The sequence below is a fragment of the Rhodococcus sp. T7 genome (genome assembly GCF_009872365.1).
Classification (GTDB): domain Bacteria; phylum Actinomycetota; class Actinomycetes; order Mycobacteriales; family Mycobacteriaceae; genus Rhodococcus_F.
In genome coordinates, this window is record NZ_WXYH01000376.1 from 1 (window position 1) to 14,463 (window position 14,463).

Sequence of the window (14,463 nt, forward strand, 5' to 3'; positions counted from 1 at the left end):
CAGAGGAAGAGATGTCACTGATGGCGATGAAGGCGTACTCGGCGGAGTTCAAGGCCGATGCCGTCGCGCTGTACCTGACCGACCCGAGCCACACTTTCGACGGAATCGGCCGGGATCTGGGTGTCAGCCGCGAGACCCTGCGCAACTGGGTGCGGGCCGAACGCAAACGCACCGGTACCTCCACGGCCGAGCTCCGGGCCAGCGGGGCCGCGCGGCCGGCGTCGCGGGTCGGGGAGGTATCGTCCGAGTCCGTGTTGGAGGAAGAGAACAAGCAGCTCAAGGCCCAGATCCGGAAGCTCGAAACCGAACGGGAGATTCTGCGCAAGGCGGCAAAATATTTCGCGGGCGAGACGAATTGGTGAGCCGCTTCCAGTTCGTTGATGACCACCGCGACACCGTTCCGGTGAAGTGGCTGTGCCAGATCCTTGAGGTCTCCCGCTCGGGTTTCTACCGGTGGCGGACCTCCGCGCCGGCCCGGGCCGCCCGTGCCCGCGCCGACGAGGAGCTGGCTGCGCGGATCCGTGCCATCCATGCCGACTTCGATGGCACCTACGGTGCTCCGCGCATCACGGCCGAGCTGCGCGAGGCCGGGATCGAGGTCAATCACAAGCGGGTCGAGCGGGTGATGCGCGAGCACGGGATCGTCGGTGTGCACCTGCGCAAACCGGTGCGCACCACCGTCCCCGCCCCGGACGCGGCCCCGGTGCCGGACCTGATCCGGCGGGATTTCACCGCGAGCGCACCGAACACCAAATACGTCGGGGACATCACCTACCTTCCAGTCGGTGACGGTGAATTTCTGTATTTGGCGACGGTGTTGGACCTGAGTTCGCGACGGTTGGCGGGGTGGTCGATCGCCGACCACATGCGCACCGAGTTGGTCACCGACGCGCTGCGGGCGGCCGCCGCCTGTCGTGGCGCCGCCGGTCTCGATGGCGCAATTTTCCACTCCGACAACGGGGCTCAATATGTATCGGCTGAGTTCGCTGACCTCTGCCGCGAGTTGGGGGTGACCCGGTCACGGGGTGCGGTCGGGACGTCGGCGGACAACGCCGCCGCCGAATCGCTGAACGCGACGTTGAAACGGGAGACGCTGCAGGGGCGGAAGCGCTGGAACAGCGCGGGTGAGGCGCGCGCTGCCGTCTTCCGCTGGATCACGCGATACAACACGAGAAGGAGACATTCCACTCTCGGCCAGATCTGTCCGATCGAGTACGAGCAGCGATCGGCTAGGCTGGCCACCGCCGCATAGGAACTGGTGTCCACATCTCGGGGGGAACGCCCGGTGAAGTCTTCGGGCAGGCCGTGCATCGGTTGCCCGGGCCGTCTCAAGCCCAGCCCCCTCATCGTGGCCAGGATCCGCCGAATCCCACGGATCGCGGTCATGCGGGCATAGGCCGACATCGATCCATCGTTGTGCAGGAAGGTCAGCCTGTTCAGAAAGCCCGCGATATCGCTGCGTGAGAGGACACGCGGATCGTTTCCGTGATCGCCTGGACGCTGCAATCGCAGGCTGTCCGAGAGCATCACGAGGAATCGGATTTCGTTTTGCACCATCGCTTTTGCGTTATTGGAACGCCGACGGGAGATGTCGTTGTAAGCCCAGATCTTGGCGGCTTCTCGTAACCAGGGCTGCGTGATCTTGGTAAATCGCAACGTTCCCCTGAACCCGAAAACGGTGGCATCCCATTCGTCTTTGAACCGTTCGGTCTCCGGCGACAGGTGCATACGCCGGAGCTCGGTGGTCGCCGTCGACCACACGTTCTTCACTGCCGGACGCAGATCGCCCGGGACCACGTCCTCCAGTGTCCGATATTCGTTGGCCAGAAGATGTGTTACGAGCGGCCTGACCTGGTCGGCACGGGTTGTGGCCCCCTGAGCTGTGCGTTGCTGGAGTCCGTAGATCAGTTCGGCGACAACCCGGTCCGGCAGCCCCAGCAGAGTGCACTCATTGAGATACGAGATCGCCGGCGCGGTCCTACGGAACCGCATCTCGTCCGCTGCTGCCGATCCGACAGCGTCAGCTCCATCACGCACCTTGCGCCACTGTATTCCGTGGTTCATGCAGTACGGGATCTTCCCAGACCGTACGCGCCCGCACGCGACGACCTCACATGGTCCGAAGGACTTACGCGCCACAACCCTCGGGTGCTCCAGAAAGTCTGCCAGCGAAACCTGCAATCTGATGCGCTGTGAACGGTGCGCCTCGCACAGTCCGGAGTTCATCGAAGACCACGGACGCTCACACTGCGAAACCGCGCACAAACCGTACGCGCGGAGCCGTGACCTCGGCGTTCCCGCGAAATCGTTCACGTCCGGTGATCCTGCGATCTTCCACCGCTTCCTACAGTCTGCACACAAACCGTGCGCCGCGTGTGACTCGGATTCGCAATTGACCACGACACATTCGTTCCAGAGGAGCGAGGGGTGTCCTCGCGGGAAGACCAGTACCTTGCCCTCGTCCGACCACCCCATCAAGTCCACGAACTCCGGGGTGATTACCGACCACAACTGAGCAGTGATCGTCTTGTCTTCCGCGGCGGCAGAATCCCGCCCGATGCGCGGCTGCGCGGCCGTCACCGCAGACCATCCGTCAGTGCCCTCGGCGACGGCACCCGTTCGACTGCCTCGCGCAGCCGGTCCGGTGACGGATGTAGATACGGCATCGACGAGGAGGCAGACGCATGCCCGAGTAACCCTTGGATCTCGTCGAGCAAAGCCCCGGAGTCCGCGAGGTTGCTGGCGAACCCGTGCCGGCACTGATGCGGGGAAATCGACCGAGCCAACCGCGCCCGAACACACAGCGCCTCGAACAATTCGTTGATCGCACCCACCGTCATCGGAGCTCCCAACGGTTCCCGAAACAGATTGACCAGCAAGAAGTCGCAGTCGTCAGCCGCGGGCTGCTCGGCGCGTTCGAGGAGGTACAAATCCAGGGCCCGTACCAGCAGGAAGTCGATCGGTACAGCTCGTGAGTTCCGCGATTTCGCTATCGCGCCGTTCGAGTTCTCTCGTCGCACCACATGCACGTGCGCTCCCCGTACCGGACAGTGGTGCACGGCATTATCCGGCAGCAGATGCAGGTCACTGCGCCGCATCCCGACCAACTCTCCGCGCCGCATTCCCGCTCGTGAGAGCATCAACACGATCAGCCGATCGCGCGCAGACCGGCACTCCCGAAACAAGGCGATGACCTCCTCGTCGCTCGCCCGATCCACCACAGTTTCCGGCTCGTGCAAGCTGTGCCGAGCCCGCAACCGGTACCTCAACCGCGCACTCTCACCCTGCGCCGCCAACGGTAGGTCACGAGCATCAGCCAGCTCGTAGATCTGTTCGAGTACCGCCGCCGGCGCTTCCTTCGCCACCACCGCGAACGACAGGAACCCTCGAACTGCGACCAAGATCTTGTTGATCCGCCCCGCACCACGCACCTGCCGGGCATCCGGGCCCGCCAACACCACCGAACCGTCCGATCGCGTGTACTTCAACCAGACGATGAACAGTCCGATATCTCGTGCCGCTGTGCGCCATTCACGACCGGTGCGGTCACACCATCGCAAGAACAGCGAGATGGCTTCGGCATACGCCTTCGAAGTCGACTCCGCCCGATCCCGGCCGAATCGTAACTCGCGCAAATACCTGTCCGCGATCGACTCCACCGCGTAGTTGTCATCGACCACAGTCCAATACGCGCCGCCCGACGGCATCCGAACCCGAAAAGCTCGCACAATTGCCTCCACTCCATCGATCGACGAGGAACCACAGAGCGACACCCCCAAAGAACCGTCGCACGAGACCCACACAGTGTCTCCCACACGACGTCACGCCACAGGCTGAGAACCCCCGGAGAAGGCGACCTCGACCGCAGAGTCCTTCGGCTCGGGTACAAGCGCAATCTTGGAGAGGTCCGCGCCTTGCTCGACCGCTGCGAGCAGACTCAGATCCGGCATTCCGATCACGGCCGCGTGTGAACCGCTGGCAGTGACCGAGGCGAGTAGGCCGACCAGCACCGAAGACGTTCCGGCGACGCTAGCAACGGTTCCCCGGGCAAGTCCTCCACGCGGAAGAAGCTTCGCGATCGGAGAGGGCACGGGAAGCGTTCGCAGCGTGGTCTGAGCGGTGGCCACAATCGGTGTCGGCTCGTCGACCGACCGCAGCATCACCGCAGGCATGGCCGGCTCAGCACCCTCGGATCGGGCGGGAATCGCCGCCATCTTCCGGCGCAGCTGTTCGAGCTTCTCCGCCTTACTGAGCGCGTCCGAGGCGGGGGCGATCGGCTGTTCGCTCATATCGCCGCCTTCGCACATCCCTGAACCCGATCCGATTTGCCCCACCAGTGTAGTCGAACATAAGTTCGATCCGCACACTTCCTCAAAGCCGGCCCGCCGCCTTGCACCCCAGCTCAGGGCATCATCCGAACGGTCCAGCACATCCGCGGGCAGGTCCTTCGCTACGAACCGGGCAGCACCGCCCCGTGCAAGAAGGCCCGCCCCATTCGGGGCGGGCCTTCGAAGATTGGGACGAGAACGATGGTTGCCATACCGCGGACGGTAAGCGCGGCGGGTGCACCGGCCCCGGGACTATGTCAGAGCATCACAGTCCGTGCACGCCAAACGCGCCCATCTTCCAGTCGGCCACTGCGTAGGGTCGACATGCTCCTGCTGCTCCATGCCTCGCGTCGACCGGCCGCACACCGTTTCCAGGTCGTCCCACGATCGCCCCTGAGGATCAGGCCAGTGGACGGCGTGCACGTGACCGGCCGTTACCGCTCCCGGTACGTATCGGTCACCGCCGAAAGTAGGATTGTCCTGCGCCGTATTCTGGAGCGCCGTGCAATAGCTCGGCATGAGTCCACAGTAGGCCGGTCATCGACCCGTTGGAGGCCCCGTTGGGCCATCGGCGCCCCCACGACTGGTGCGGTATTCGTTGTCCATCTTCACGACCTCCCTGTCGTGTCCGGCCGGTCGGCGTTGAGCGGTCCCGCCTCTGATCCCTCATTCCGCTGCGAGATGCGCCGGATCGTCCAGGCGCAGACCGCGAGCAAGCCCGTCATGGTCGCGACGAGGAGCACCTTGAGGATGGTCGAGACGTCCGAGGTGATCGCCGCGTAGATCAGGATGGGACAGGCGACGATGACGAGGGCGAGCGCCCATTCGCGTATCCGCCAGGGATTGTTGGATCGCCGAGCAACGGGTCCGCCGAGCAGACCTCCGGCGAGCAAGACCCCCAGCCCCACCGTGAATGCGGAATTCATATTTCCCCTCTGCGCCCCGCGACCGTGTTATCGATCGCCTGTGCGGAATGGTCTCATCAGCCACTGACGGTGAGAGCGGGTCGGCTGGCTGCGGTGATCGCAACAGTCATCGTGGTCTTCGCGGCAGTAGGGATCTCGGTGATTCCGGCCAGGAGCTCGATGACCTTCTCGAACGCGGCCTGCACCTCTCCCGGGGCGGCGGCCGGATTGTTGGCCACGGCCAATGCCTTGCGGGCGAGTCTGGTGCGTCGTATCTCGGCGCCGGTGAGGTGGCGGTTGCCTGCGACGATGTTGGCGCGGGCCTTGGTCCGTGCGTTGGTATCGGCGGCCGTGAAGGCGCGGTACGCGGTGGTGGCGGCGTCGACGAATCGTTGGATCTGGTCGTCGCTGTAGGGGACGTTCTCGAGGTGCCGCTCCTGGGCGGTCTCGAACGCGGCGTAGAAGGCTGCGGTGGCCGGTTCGTTGACGTCGCCGAGTAGGGGGCGGTCGAAGATCGATTCGAGGTTGGTCTCGAAGTCCATCAGCCCGTCGCAGGTCGCGTTGTAGGCGGCGACGCCCTTCGCCCAGAGTTCGAGCTGAGCGGCACGGGCCTGATCGCGGCGTTCGTGTTCGGTCTTCCGTCGGATGCGTGCCCGGTTCGCCGCGACGACGAGCGCAACTGCCAGACCGATCGCGGCGATGCCGCCGAAGATGATGGCGACGATGGACCAGTCGAACGGTTCGGAGGCCTGGGCGGTCGGCGGGTTGGGGGCGGGTTGCGGCGCCGGGAGGGGGGCGGCACCGGTCGGGTCGTCCGCATCATCCGCGTCGAGCGGTGAGAGCACTTGCCGGAGGAGGACGTTCAGCATTTGCGCACCGGTGCTGGTGACGATGCCGCCGATGGCCATCGCCATCCCTGCCCCTGGGGATTCTCCGTACCGGCGAGCGTTCATCGCTTTGATACCGCCACCGAGGATGAAGAGCACGCCAATCACTGTTGCGGCCAATAAGCCGTAGTCGGCCAGACGGCCGATGAGGTCAGCCGTTCCCCCGGGTGGTGTCATATCCTCATTCATGGTCACAGGTCCAATCTGTGGTCGATTGCCCTGGCGGTGTTTGCCCACCGTCAGGGCTTTTTCTTGAGGGTGTTAGGTGCTAATCGTCAACATATTGCTGACGATTAGCACCCTTTCCCGGATCACCAGGAGTCCACGGATTCAGCTCGAGCTGCCCGAGTCGCCGCCGGCACCGCCGGCACCGCCGTCGGTACCGCTCGTGCCGCCGTCGGTGTAGTAGATGCTCGCGGGGACATAACCGGCCGCCGAAGTTCGCGGTTGCCGAGCTGCCGGGCTCCCCGCACCGCCGATCGACCGGTCACGGGCATCGTCCTCGACCGCAGCTTTGGCAAGCCGATCGAGATCGGGCTCGACGGGGTCGGGTGCGTCCAGTTCTCCGCCCCTCCGGCGCACGAACGCGATGATCATGGTGACCGCGAGGCAGATGACGCCGGCAATGAGTCCGGCCAGCCATCCCGGCCCGAGATCGGTGGGCGAGGTGGGAGTGATCGCGCCACCGCCGCCGCCAGGCCAGAGGAGTGCAACGACCACGCCAATGACCGCGGCGAACGCGAGTTCGATGAGCAGGATGCGGCGCATTCCAAGGGTCATGCTGATGTCTCCTTCGGTGAACGAACCGTCAGTGTGCCGTAAGGGTCTGTCATGTTCACGACCCGCTCAGAAGAGCACTATCTGATGCTCGGCGGCCGCGGCGTCGGTCCGCCGCCGATAGGCATCAGCAAGTTTCCGGACCGCACCCTCGCTGTATCCCATCTCCTTGGCCACCCGAGACCAGGTCAACCCATCCTCGTGGTGGAGTTGCCAGGCATCGCGCGCGTCGTCGTCAGCGATCATCATTTCACCCTCCCAATTTTGGGCATGCGGTTTTACAGCAACCGTCACGCCTTTCCCTCCGAGTCAATTTCAATTGAACTCATAATATCGAATAAAACAAAGTTCCCCAACCCTTTTGCGTTAATTTATCGAGTAATTTACGGCGCCTTCATAACCAATTTGGAAACCATCCGTGGCGAAGCGACCACGTCGCCACCGCGCCCACTGCAACCCTTCCACCCCAGTTCAGACGTTGCATTGGCGGCGTCGCTAACTTCGGAGGAGAGGTGAGGGAGGATTTCGTGAATTGCGGAGTCAACCCCTGAACACTATTAATTCCCGGCGCGCCGCGAGAGCACGCCAAACGAAAGGATCGCAAAGGGATACTCGGCCGGGCTTCGACTCCATACTTCACATTTCCTTGGAGTGAAAATATGGCGCGAATTGTGCTGCCGGCCGCCCGTTAAGAATTGTGGTGATCCATGCCCCGCGCCCGGGTCCTGATTGGGCGGGGCTGGATCCGGGCCTATGTTGCGGTCGCGCGCTGCCCCCTCCTAGTCTTTCGGGAGAGAACACCGGGCAGGCTCCTACTGCCCGGTGTTCTTGTTCCCGCGAGGTGGAGGGATCAGACTTCGGCCGCCTGGGCGCTCGCAGCGGCTGCGACGAGGTCGATCGTCACCTTCTCGAGCCAGGTCCGAGGCACATTCCAGTACCGGCTCTCGTCGTTACCCAGCTTGGCGACCTTCACCTTGCTGCCGTTCGAGAGGACTACGAACAGTGTGGACGGATCGATATTCGCCGCCTTCACTCGAACAGTCGAGCCGAGCTCAAAGGGCGTGACCGCCACGATCGGCTTCGCCAACAGTTCCTTGGGGGCGGGCACGATCTCCCCAGGGTGGGCCGCCAAATTGCGGCCGACACCGTCGAGCGGCCGCAGCTCGTAGTTCACCTTCATCCGGCGAACCACCTCGAAAACGCGCCCTCTCAGGGACTTGGTCACGTATTCGGGGTCGATGATGACCTGGTCACCGGACTGAAACTCGTTCTCCGACATCTTGTTCGTTCTCCCTTGGGTATGTGGGTTGTGTTGCGGGGATGGTCCACCGGGCAGGCTCCTACTGCCCGGTGGCCCCCACTTCTGCGTGCGATGAGAGCTCAGCTGCCGACGTCGTGATCGTCGGAGCCGTCGATCCTGGCGCAGATCCTGCATTCCCATCGGCCCCTGACTCGGGTGCAGGTCCGCCTGCTTTCGCAGATCCAACACTGGCTGGCTCTCCGCTCGGGGCCGTTTGGTTCTCTGAGATCGGCGTCGGCGCCGGGTTCGCTCTGGTCCTGGCCTGGGGCTTCCGGCTCAAGGATGCGAATCTCCTGCAGCATCCAGCCGAAGGCGATGCGGCATCGTTCGCACACGTCACCGTCCTGAGCGACGGATGATGAGCAGGGGCGAATTTTGCACGGACTGAGCAATTCCAACTGCATGGGACCTCCTCGTGTTGGCGTTGTTACATCGCCTGTTCCAGCAGAACCTGGACGGCCTTGAACAAGCAGTCCGCGCACTCTGTGACCCGATGTTCGGTTCGCTCCGGGGTGGTGTTCTCCCACGGTTTGCCGTTGTGGTGGAGAGCCACGGAGTAGCCGTCATCGCCGATGTGGAAGGCCCCGTACATGCCCGGAGACCCGCCGTCGTACCCGATGGCACCGGCCTTGTAGTACAGGTAGTCGCAGGTAGCGTCCGGGTCGACGGTCAGGTCGGCTTCGTTGGCATCGGCGAGGCGGTTGAACTCGGCCGCAATTTCGGGGTTGATGTGGATGGTCACGGGCAGAATCCCTTTCAGGATGGGTGGGTCGATCGCGGAGACTGAGACGCCGCTATCGGTCACTCGGGGCTCCAGCTCATGCCGCGATCGCCGATGTGTGCGACCTTCCCTGCCGGTGCGGCGCTGGCGTACTGGTGCAGTGCCGTGCAGGCGCGGGTGATCGCGCAGCCGAGGGCATCGGGAGAGTTGCCGAGTGCGTCGACGCTGGCCTCGCCCATGGCCAGGGCGACCGAGTCGCCCTGGTCCTCGTACAGGCCGACAGCCCAGCTCGTGATCGGCGAATCGGTGGTCAGAGCGGGTTCACCGTTGGTGGTGGCGAGGAGGTAGATCGACCGGCCGTCGGCAGTGCGGCCGGGATTGCCGGTGAGGGCGTAGCAGTTCCCGCCGGTCGAGGTCACCTCAGGATCCCCGACGCCCGCCTCTGCCAGTCGACCCATCTCGTGGGCGTAGATCTCCTCCAAGGTGCCGAAGTGCCGGTAGTCGAGCAGCTCGGACGTCCCCACGACGGGAGCCATGGATGCTGTTGCTGTGCTCATGGTCAGTGACCTTTCGTACGGGATCGGACCACTCGCGTGCCCCGATCGTTCGTTTTGCCGTGCTGGCAAAGGAGAGTCGGATCGGCGGTATCAGGGCATGGCGCAACCCCTGGGCCGGGAAGTTTCTCTGCGAGCGCCAGCGAGTGCGGGTTGAGAAAGTTTCCGGAGCCTTGTGCCGGCGCTTGCGCCGCCAGGGGTTGCGACAGGACCGCCGTCGATCAGGATCGGAAGGCCAGCACGTCAAACGAACGATGTTCTTCAACAGGGCGGAGCGCAGCGGAGTTCGAATCAAGGGACACCGCAGGTGGCCAGGTAGCCGCCCGAGGCGGGTACATCACGAACCGAGTCGCCCGATGCGGTCAGTCGTGTTGGGTGTGGCGCCGCGCCTGGCGGCGAGCGTGCCTGGCCATGAGGTGCTTCCGGTTCTTCTCGCTGCGAAAGATCTCGTTGTTCACTGCTTGTTCGATCTTTCCGGGATCGTCGAGCACGCGTTTGGCCGCGAGGCGCATCAACTCGGCGCGATCGGACCCGAGCTGTTCTGCCAGCCCGTCGAGCTTGTCGCGTAGTGGTGGGTCGAAGTGCACATTCGCCCTGGCTGGATAGATTTCAGGTCTGAGGTCTCGCAGTGGGGCGATGGTTTCGAGGTCCGTGGTGAGATCGCCGGGCTCGTCGAGTAGGCGTCGTAGGGCGACTCGGAGCAGTGCGGTGTTGAGCTTGTCCCCGTATCGGCTGGCGAGTCTCCAGATTTGCTGCTTGCCGGAGGGGTTGACCATGACGTCGACCCAGTCGGACAGGCCGGTGCGCTCGGCCTCGCGGAGCATCGGATGCTTGTAGCGACCGGGGGTTTCGAGAAATCGGTGCAGCGCGATCCGCATGAGTGCGCTGACCGTGGTGTCGTACTCGGCGGCCAGCGCGGCGAACTTCTGCGCGGTGTCCGGTTCCAACTTGATTTTGAGCATGACCAGCGGGATCGCCCGCAGCGTTTCCGAGAGTCGCCGCTGTTCGGCGAGACCAGTTCCGACGGCTTTGGGTTGGGTGACGAGGCGTCGGCAGGCGACACGGATAAGCGCGCCGAAGCGGCGGGGCCCGATGCCCTCGGCGATCTCTTCGAATCGGCGTTTGGTCTCGGGGTCGAAGCGAAGCGCGATGGGATCGCCCACGGGGATCCGACCTGGCTTCGACTCCGTCATCCCTCGATCTTCTCTCCGGCAGTGGGCATGGTTGTGCCCCGGCATCGGGGGGGAGTGACGCCGGGGCACAGGGGGGTTCTGCGAACAAAATTGGGGGGATGCTCAACAGAACGAACCTGAGTCTACGGAGCGCCACTGACACGCGATCGCGCGGCCGCGGTGCGTCTCAGATGGGCTTGGGCGGAGTGAACCACCGGTCCGCCTGTGGTTGCGCACCGGCACAGGGCGGTGTCCGCACCGTCTGCCCGCATGAGCGACAGAAGTGCGTGCGGTGGCCGCCGTTGCTCGCGGTGTCACAGGCGCACACCTCCCAACCGACGACACACGTGTTCGGCCCGAGCATGTGCCCGGAGGGGCAGTGCACCGGAGCCTGTTCGACGTGCTTCACCCCTCAATTTTCGCACATCCGTTCGATAGATGTAATCTTGCTGCTGCCTCGGCTCGGAGAGAATCCGCCGGGGTGCACAAATCTCGCACCGCCGATGACCTGCAATTTCGGCGTCTTGAGGACTGGAGGGCTGATCGGATGGCGCCTGGGGACACGGTCATGCTGCACCCGCAAGGGGTCTCGAAGTTCAAAATTCTCTCCATCGATGAGGACGGCCACGCACTCATCGAGTCCTTGCTCGCCAGTCCGGGCACCTATCCGTTCAGCGTCCAGACGAAGTTTCTGGTCCCGGCCGATTCCTAGCAGTCAGCCGCCTCGACTGAGCTCATCATCGCCCGCGGGATGCGTGGTCCGGGCACAAGAGGCCCGGCGCAACGGTCCATCCCGCTGCGGTGAGCCATCGTTCGACCGGCTTGGTCAGGTCGCCGCACCGCGCCTCTTCAGCGAGTACGCCGGCGAGGATGGGTCCGTCGCCACAAATACTGCAGGCAATATCGAATGCCGGTTGCCCTGGTTCGCAGTGCCGACAGTGGTGTCGACTGATCAGCGTTCCGCGGTGTTGGGGATCGGGATGAAGCCAGATCACCGCGAGGTCAGCGCGTTGATGCGCTGCCTCGGCGCGAGTGGTCGGCTCGTGGCCGCAAGTCGGGCACATGCGAGAGTTGGCCGCCGGCGGGCCAGCGACTACGGCGGCCTCCTGCGCGAGCGGTGCGACGTCCACCCTTCGCTTGTTTAGATGCCCATACACCGTGGTCCGCGGCGCTTTCAGCATGTCGGCGATCTGGGCGACGGTGTGCTCTCCTGCGTCGTACAGGCGTTGAGCGAGTTCAATCTGGTCTGGACCGAGCTTCGAGGGTCGACCACCCTTGCGGCCGCGGGCACGGGCGGCGGCCAGTCCGTCACGAGTGTTGGCCGCGATCATCTCGCGTTGGAACTCGGCCAGGACCGACAGCATCCCGAACATGGCGCGGCCCTCGGCGGTGGCGGTATCTATGCCCTGCTCGAGGACCCTCAGACCGATTCCGCGCTCTCGCAGGTCGGCGCCGAGGGTGATCAGGTGCAACATCGACCGTCCGAGCCGGTCCAGCCGGGTGATCACCAAGACGTCGCCCTCGCGCAGCCGCGACAGCACCAGATCGAGTTGAGGGCGTGACGCCTTTGCCCCGCCCGCCTGGTCGACGTGAATGTCCTCGGCCGCCACTCCGGCGCGGCGCAGCGCATCGACCTGGTGTTCGGGGTTCTGGTCTGCGCTGCGCACCCGCGCGTAGCCGATCAACATGTGTCGAGAATACCTTCGGCAGGGTTTTTCGACATAGTTTTTCGACACGAGTTTTCGACGCTCTGTGCTGGCACTTCTCCGTGTCGACGGGGTGTCGGAAACGCATCAGAGCAGTGCACACAGACGGGCTCGTGGGCATTTCGTGCCCGGGCGGTACTGGTGCGGCATGCGGGTGATCGCTCAGGCCGATCTGTGCAGGTGGACCCGTAGTCTTTCCTGGTGTCCGCTCCCCCCGACGACCTCTCCGCCGAGCATCCCCCGGTCCTGCCGTCACTGACCGCACTGGGTCCGTCGGCGGATCCGCACGTGATCACCGTGCCTGCCCGGACCGGCACGAACATCGAGCTGCGGATCCACACTTGGCTCACGGCATTCGATGTCGCGGCCGCGGAGTGGGTGCCGGCGGCATCGGGGTTCGCGGTCACCGTGCTCGTGCACATCGTCGACGCCGCAACGGGCCTACCGCGGTATCTCCCCGTCACCGAGCCGGGCGAGTGGGCGCGGGCGATCTTCGCCGATGCCGACGCGACGCAGGGGTATTTCCTCGGCGCCGTCGACCCGGACACCGGTGAGCACCGGGACGGGCAGCTGGCCTACCGGCTCTACCTCGACGCCGACCGGCAGGCGATCCGGGCGCCCCGCCAAGTCGTTGGATGTCCGCACTACCGCCTGCAGGCAGGCGATACCGATCCCGAGATTCGGATCGTCACCACCGCCTGACCCAACGACAGGTGCCCTCCATCCAGCCGGACAGCGTCAGAACGCCCTGCGGATGTTCTCCACCGGGCCGTTCCTGGTGCGTCTCAGGGATTCCGGCCATTGCCTGACTCTCGCACGGTCACGCGCGCGAGCATCTGTTCCATCTGCGGCCACCCCACCCGCAGATCGGCGGCGATCATCCCTGCACGGGTGTCGAGCTGCGGCTCGAACGCGGCGAAGATCACCCGCGCAGCTGGGGCGAGGACCTCGTGTTCAACGGCTTCAACGGTCTCGCGTGACCAGCGGTCCTCGTTGGTGGTGGTGTCGGGTTCCCCGAACAGCTCCGTCAGCCGGTACCGGACGTATCCGGCCTGCTCGAGGTCGGTTGCGGTGTAGAACTCGGTCATAGTTCCCCTTGTGCGTTCGGGCTTGGCAGTTCCGATGTCTTCTTACTGGGCAGTTGTACCGATCCGCCTCCGGCGGGCGATACACAGCGCAGGAGGTCGTTTCCGACCAAGGAGTTCACCAATGTTAGACCTGGGATTTTTCTCTGCTTTCCCTGAGTTCACCGATGCCTGGGTGGCAGTAGCTATGTGGTGGGACTCGCTTCCATTCAACTAACTCCGGAGGTGATGACGGTGATTCCGATCTCCCCGTACGGGTTGGGAACGAGCTGGATGGTGTGGACACCTTGGCTGGTGCCCATCGTTCTCTGGTGGAACTCCTGGCACTGACCCAGTACCTACCGCCCGCCGCCGGCGACGGATGGGCGGTGACGGCTGTGTGGTTGTCGCGATTCTGAAACCGGCGGCGGCTCGATGCAATCGCGCTGTCCTGAGCCTTCTACCTGCGTAGCTCCCAGGTCGCGGGCACAATCGGGCGTATGCGGCTGATCGCGCCCATGCTGGCCACGGCCGGCACACTCCCGGACGACACGGCGGAACGGCCGTGGAGTTTCGAGATGAAGTACGACGGGTGCCGGATGCTGGCCTCGGTTGGCGGCGGCCACGAGCCGGTGCTGTGGACCCGCGCCATGAACGTGGTGACACCCTCATATCCCGAGATCGCCGAGGCATTGACAGCAGCGTTCGGCGGCCGCGGGCGCATCGTTCTCGACGGTGAGGTAGTCGTACTCGATCACGGCAAACCCTCGTTCGGACTTCTCCAGAGAAGAATGGGTGTAGCCCACGCGACAAAGCCGCTACAACGACGAATACCTGTGACATTCTTACCCTTTGACGTCCTGGTGCTCGACGACCTGGACCTGATGAGCGCCTCGTACCTGGATCGGCGGGCAAAACTGACCGAGCTGGATTCGATCATCCAGGACGTCGGCGGACTGCCCATCACCGCCCCTCCGCACTGGGAATTCACTCTCCCTTCCGACACCTGTCGGACTCGTGGTTGATCATTGCTCAATTGGTCATGAGAT

Annotated in this window: 17 protein-coding genes; 5 read left to right on the plus strand and 12 right to left on the minus strand. The window is 64.3% G+C overall.

Annotation, left to right across the window (positions count from 1 at the left end):
* The first annotated feature begins 20 nt into the window (after positions 1–20).
* A protein-coding gene (locus MLGJGCBP_RS40630; protein ID WP_160103114.1) for an IS3 family transposase occupies positions 21–1,252 on the plus strand; the annotation gives its coding sequence in 2 pieces (ribosomal slippage) (positions 21–342 and positions 342–1,252; 1,233 coding nt in all).
* Between the two features lie 1,324 nt (positions 1,253–2,576).
* On the opposite strand, the gene MLGJGCBP_RS40635 is transcribed toward MLGJGCBP_RS40630, so the two are convergent.
* From MLGJGCBP_RS40635 to MLGJGCBP_RS40655, 5 genes are all read right to left on the minus strand, one after another.
* Complete coding sequence (locus MLGJGCBP_RS40635; protein WP_328799672.1) at positions 2,577–3,680, minus strand: tyrosine-type recombinase/integrase; 1,104 nt, start codon at positions 3,678–3,680, stop codon at positions 2,577–2,579.
* A gap of 141 nt (positions 3,681–3,821) precedes the next feature.
* The gene (locus tag MLGJGCBP_RS40640; RefSeq protein WP_160103059.1) at positions 3,822–4,289 is read right to left on the minus strand and encodes a hypothetical protein; all 468 of its coding nucleotides are present in this window, start codon (positions 4,287–4,289) and stop codon (positions 3,822–3,824) included.
* 647 nt (positions 4,290–4,936) lie between these two features.
* Positions 4,937–5,254: a hypothetical protein gene (locus tag MLGJGCBP_RS40645; protein WP_160103061.1), complete on the minus strand. Its 318-nt coding sequence runs from the start codon at positions 5,252–5,254 to the stop codon at positions 4,937–4,939.
* A 56-nt stretch (positions 5,255–5,310) separates the two neighbouring features.
* On the minus strand, positions 5,311–6,297 hold the full coding sequence (locus MLGJGCBP_RS40650) for a hypothetical protein (protein ID WP_160103063.1): 987 nt from the start codon (positions 6,295–6,297) through the stop codon (positions 5,311–5,313).
* 153 nt (positions 6,298–6,450) lie between these two features.
* Positions 6,451–6,900 (minus strand): hypothetical protein, encoded by a 450-nt coding sequence (locus MLGJGCBP_RS40655; protein ID WP_160103065.1) that lies wholly within the window; start codon positions 6,898–6,900, stop codon positions 6,451–6,453.
* A gap of 51 nt (positions 6,901–6,951) precedes the next feature.
* On the opposite strand from MLGJGCBP_RS40655, the gene MLGJGCBP_RS52465 reads away from it, so the two are divergent.
* The gene (locus tag MLGJGCBP_RS52465; protein ID WP_160103067.1) at positions 6,952–7,413 is read left to right on the plus strand and encodes a hypothetical protein; all 462 of its coding nucleotides are present in this window, start codon (positions 6,952–6,954) and stop codon (positions 7,411–7,413) included.
* Positions 7,414–7,747: 334 nt separating this feature from the next.
* Here the strand turns inward: MLGJGCBP_RS52465 and MLGJGCBP_RS40665 are convergent, their stop codons facing one another.
* The 5 genes from MLGJGCBP_RS40665 to MLGJGCBP_RS40685 all read right to left on the minus strand — a co-directional run bounded on the left by MLGJGCBP_RS40665 (position 7,748) and on the right by MLGJGCBP_RS40685 (position 10,665).
* Positions 7,748–8,176: a hypothetical protein gene (locus tag MLGJGCBP_RS40665; protein WP_160103069.1), complete on the minus strand. Its 429-nt coding sequence runs from the start codon at positions 8,174–8,176 to the stop codon at positions 7,748–7,750.
* Positions 8,177–8,277: 101 nt separating this feature from the next.
* Positions 8,278–8,601, minus strand: a complete 324-nt coding sequence (locus tag MLGJGCBP_RS40670) for a hypothetical protein (protein ID WP_160103071.1) — start codon at positions 8,599–8,601, stop codon at positions 8,278–8,280.
* A gap of 23 nt (positions 8,602–8,624) precedes the next feature.
* Positions 8,625–8,939 (minus strand): hypothetical protein, encoded by a 315-nt coding sequence (locus tag MLGJGCBP_RS40675; protein ID WP_160103073.1) that lies wholly within the window; start codon positions 8,937–8,939, stop codon positions 8,625–8,627.
* A 59-nt stretch (positions 8,940–8,998) separates the two neighbouring features.
* Complete coding sequence (locus MLGJGCBP_RS40680) at positions 8,999–9,475, minus strand: hypothetical protein (RefSeq protein WP_160103075.1); 477 nt, start codon at positions 9,473–9,475, stop codon at positions 8,999–9,001.
* A gap of 359 nt (positions 9,476–9,834) precedes the next feature.
* On the minus strand, positions 9,835–10,665 hold the full coding sequence (locus MLGJGCBP_RS40685) for a CopG family transcriptional regulator (RefSeq protein ID WP_160103077.1): 831 nt from the start codon (positions 10,663–10,665) through the stop codon (positions 9,835–9,837).
* Positions 10,666–11,212: 547 nt separating this feature from the next.
* On the opposite strand from MLGJGCBP_RS40685, the gene MLGJGCBP_RS50875 reads away from it, so the two are divergent.
* Positions 11,213–11,356 (plus strand): hypothetical protein, encoded by a 144-nt coding sequence (locus MLGJGCBP_RS50875; protein ID WP_201453340.1) that lies wholly within the window; start codon positions 11,213–11,215, stop codon positions 11,354–11,356.
* A gap of 25 nt (positions 11,357–11,381) precedes the next feature.
* Here MLGJGCBP_RS50875 and MLGJGCBP_RS40690 read toward each other — a convergent pair whose 3' ends face one another.
* The gene (locus MLGJGCBP_RS40690) at positions 11,382–12,332 is read right to left on the minus strand and encodes a recombinase family protein (RefSeq protein ID WP_160103079.1); all 951 of its coding nucleotides are present in this window, start codon (positions 12,330–12,332) and stop codon (positions 11,382–11,384) included.
* A 219-nt stretch (positions 12,333–12,551) separates the two neighbouring features.
* Here MLGJGCBP_RS40690 and MLGJGCBP_RS40695 point away from each other — a divergent pair, with 219 nt between their 5' ends.
* Positions 12,552–13,052, plus strand: a complete 501-nt coding sequence (locus tag MLGJGCBP_RS40695; protein ID WP_160103081.1) for an N-formylglutamate amidohydrolase — start codon at positions 12,552–12,554, stop codon at positions 13,050–13,052.
* A gap of 83 nt (positions 13,053–13,135) precedes the next feature.
* Here the strand turns inward: MLGJGCBP_RS40695 and MLGJGCBP_RS40700 are convergent, their stop codons facing one another.
* The gene (locus MLGJGCBP_RS40700; RefSeq protein WP_160103083.1) at positions 13,136–13,438 is read right to left on the minus strand and encodes a hypothetical protein; all 303 of its coding nucleotides are present in this window, start codon (positions 13,436–13,438) and stop codon (positions 13,136–13,138) included.
* Between the two features lie 476 nt (positions 13,439–13,914).
* On the opposite strand from MLGJGCBP_RS40700, the gene MLGJGCBP_RS40705 reads away from it, so the two are divergent.
* Positions 13,915–14,439: an ATP-dependent DNA ligase gene (locus tag MLGJGCBP_RS40705; protein WP_442972148.1), complete on the plus strand. Its 525-nt coding sequence runs from the start codon at positions 13,915–13,917 to the stop codon at positions 14,437–14,439.
* Positions 14,440–14,463 lie beyond the last annotated feature (24 nt).

Bases quoted from the DNA above. Each gene is read 5' to 3' on its own strand.
- MLGJGCBP_RS40640 (WP_160103059.1), bottom strand. From the start codon at position 4,289: ATGAGCGAACAGCCGATCGCCCCCGCCTCGGACGCGCTCAGTAAGGCG.
- MLGJGCBP_RS40645 (WP_160103061.1), bottom strand. From the start codon at position 5,254: ATGAATTCCGCATTCACGGTGGGGCTGGGGGTCTTGCTCGCCGGAGGT.
- MLGJGCBP_RS40650 (WP_160103063.1), bottom strand. From the start codon at position 6,297: ATGACACCACCCGGGGGAACGGCTGACCTCATCGGCCGTCTGGCCGAC.
- MLGJGCBP_RS40655 (WP_160103065.1), bottom strand. From the start codon at position 6,900: ATGACCCTTGGAATGCGCCGCATCCTGCTCATCGAACTCGCGTTCGCC.
- MLGJGCBP_RS52465 (WP_160103067.1), top strand. From the start codon at position 6,952: ATGTTCACGACCCGCTCAGAAGAGCACTATCTGATGCTCGGCGGCCGC.
- MLGJGCBP_RS40665 (WP_160103069.1), bottom strand. From the start codon at position 8,176: ATGTCGGAGAACGAGTTTCAGTCCGGTGACCAGGTCATCATCGACCCC.
- MLGJGCBP_RS40670 (WP_160103071.1), bottom strand. From the start codon at position 8,601: ATGCAGTTGGAATTGCTCAGTCCGTGCAAAATTCGCCCCTGCTCATCA.
- MLGJGCBP_RS40680 (WP_160103075.1), bottom strand. From the start codon at position 9,475: ATGAGCACAGCAACAGCATCCATGGCTCCCGTCGTGGGGACGTCCGAG.
- MLGJGCBP_RS40685 (WP_160103077.1), bottom strand. From the start codon at position 10,665: ATGACGGAGTCGAAGCCAGGTCGGATCCCCGTGGGCGATCCCATCGCG.
- MLGJGCBP_RS50875 (WP_201453340.1), top strand. From the start codon at position 11,213: ATGCTGCACCCGCAAGGGGTCTCGAAGTTCAAAATTCTCTCCATCGAT.
- MLGJGCBP_RS40690 (WP_160103079.1), bottom strand. From the start codon at position 12,332: ATGTTGATCGGCTACGCGCGGGTGCGCAGCGCAGACCAGAACCCCGAA.
- MLGJGCBP_RS40700 (WP_160103083.1), bottom strand. From the start codon at position 13,438: ATGACCGAGTTCTACACCGCAACCGACCTCGAGCAGGCCGGATACGTC.
- MLGJGCBP_RS40705 (WP_442972148.1), top strand. From the start codon at position 13,915: ATGCGGCTGATCGCGCCCATGCTGGCCACGGCCGGCACACTCCCGGAC.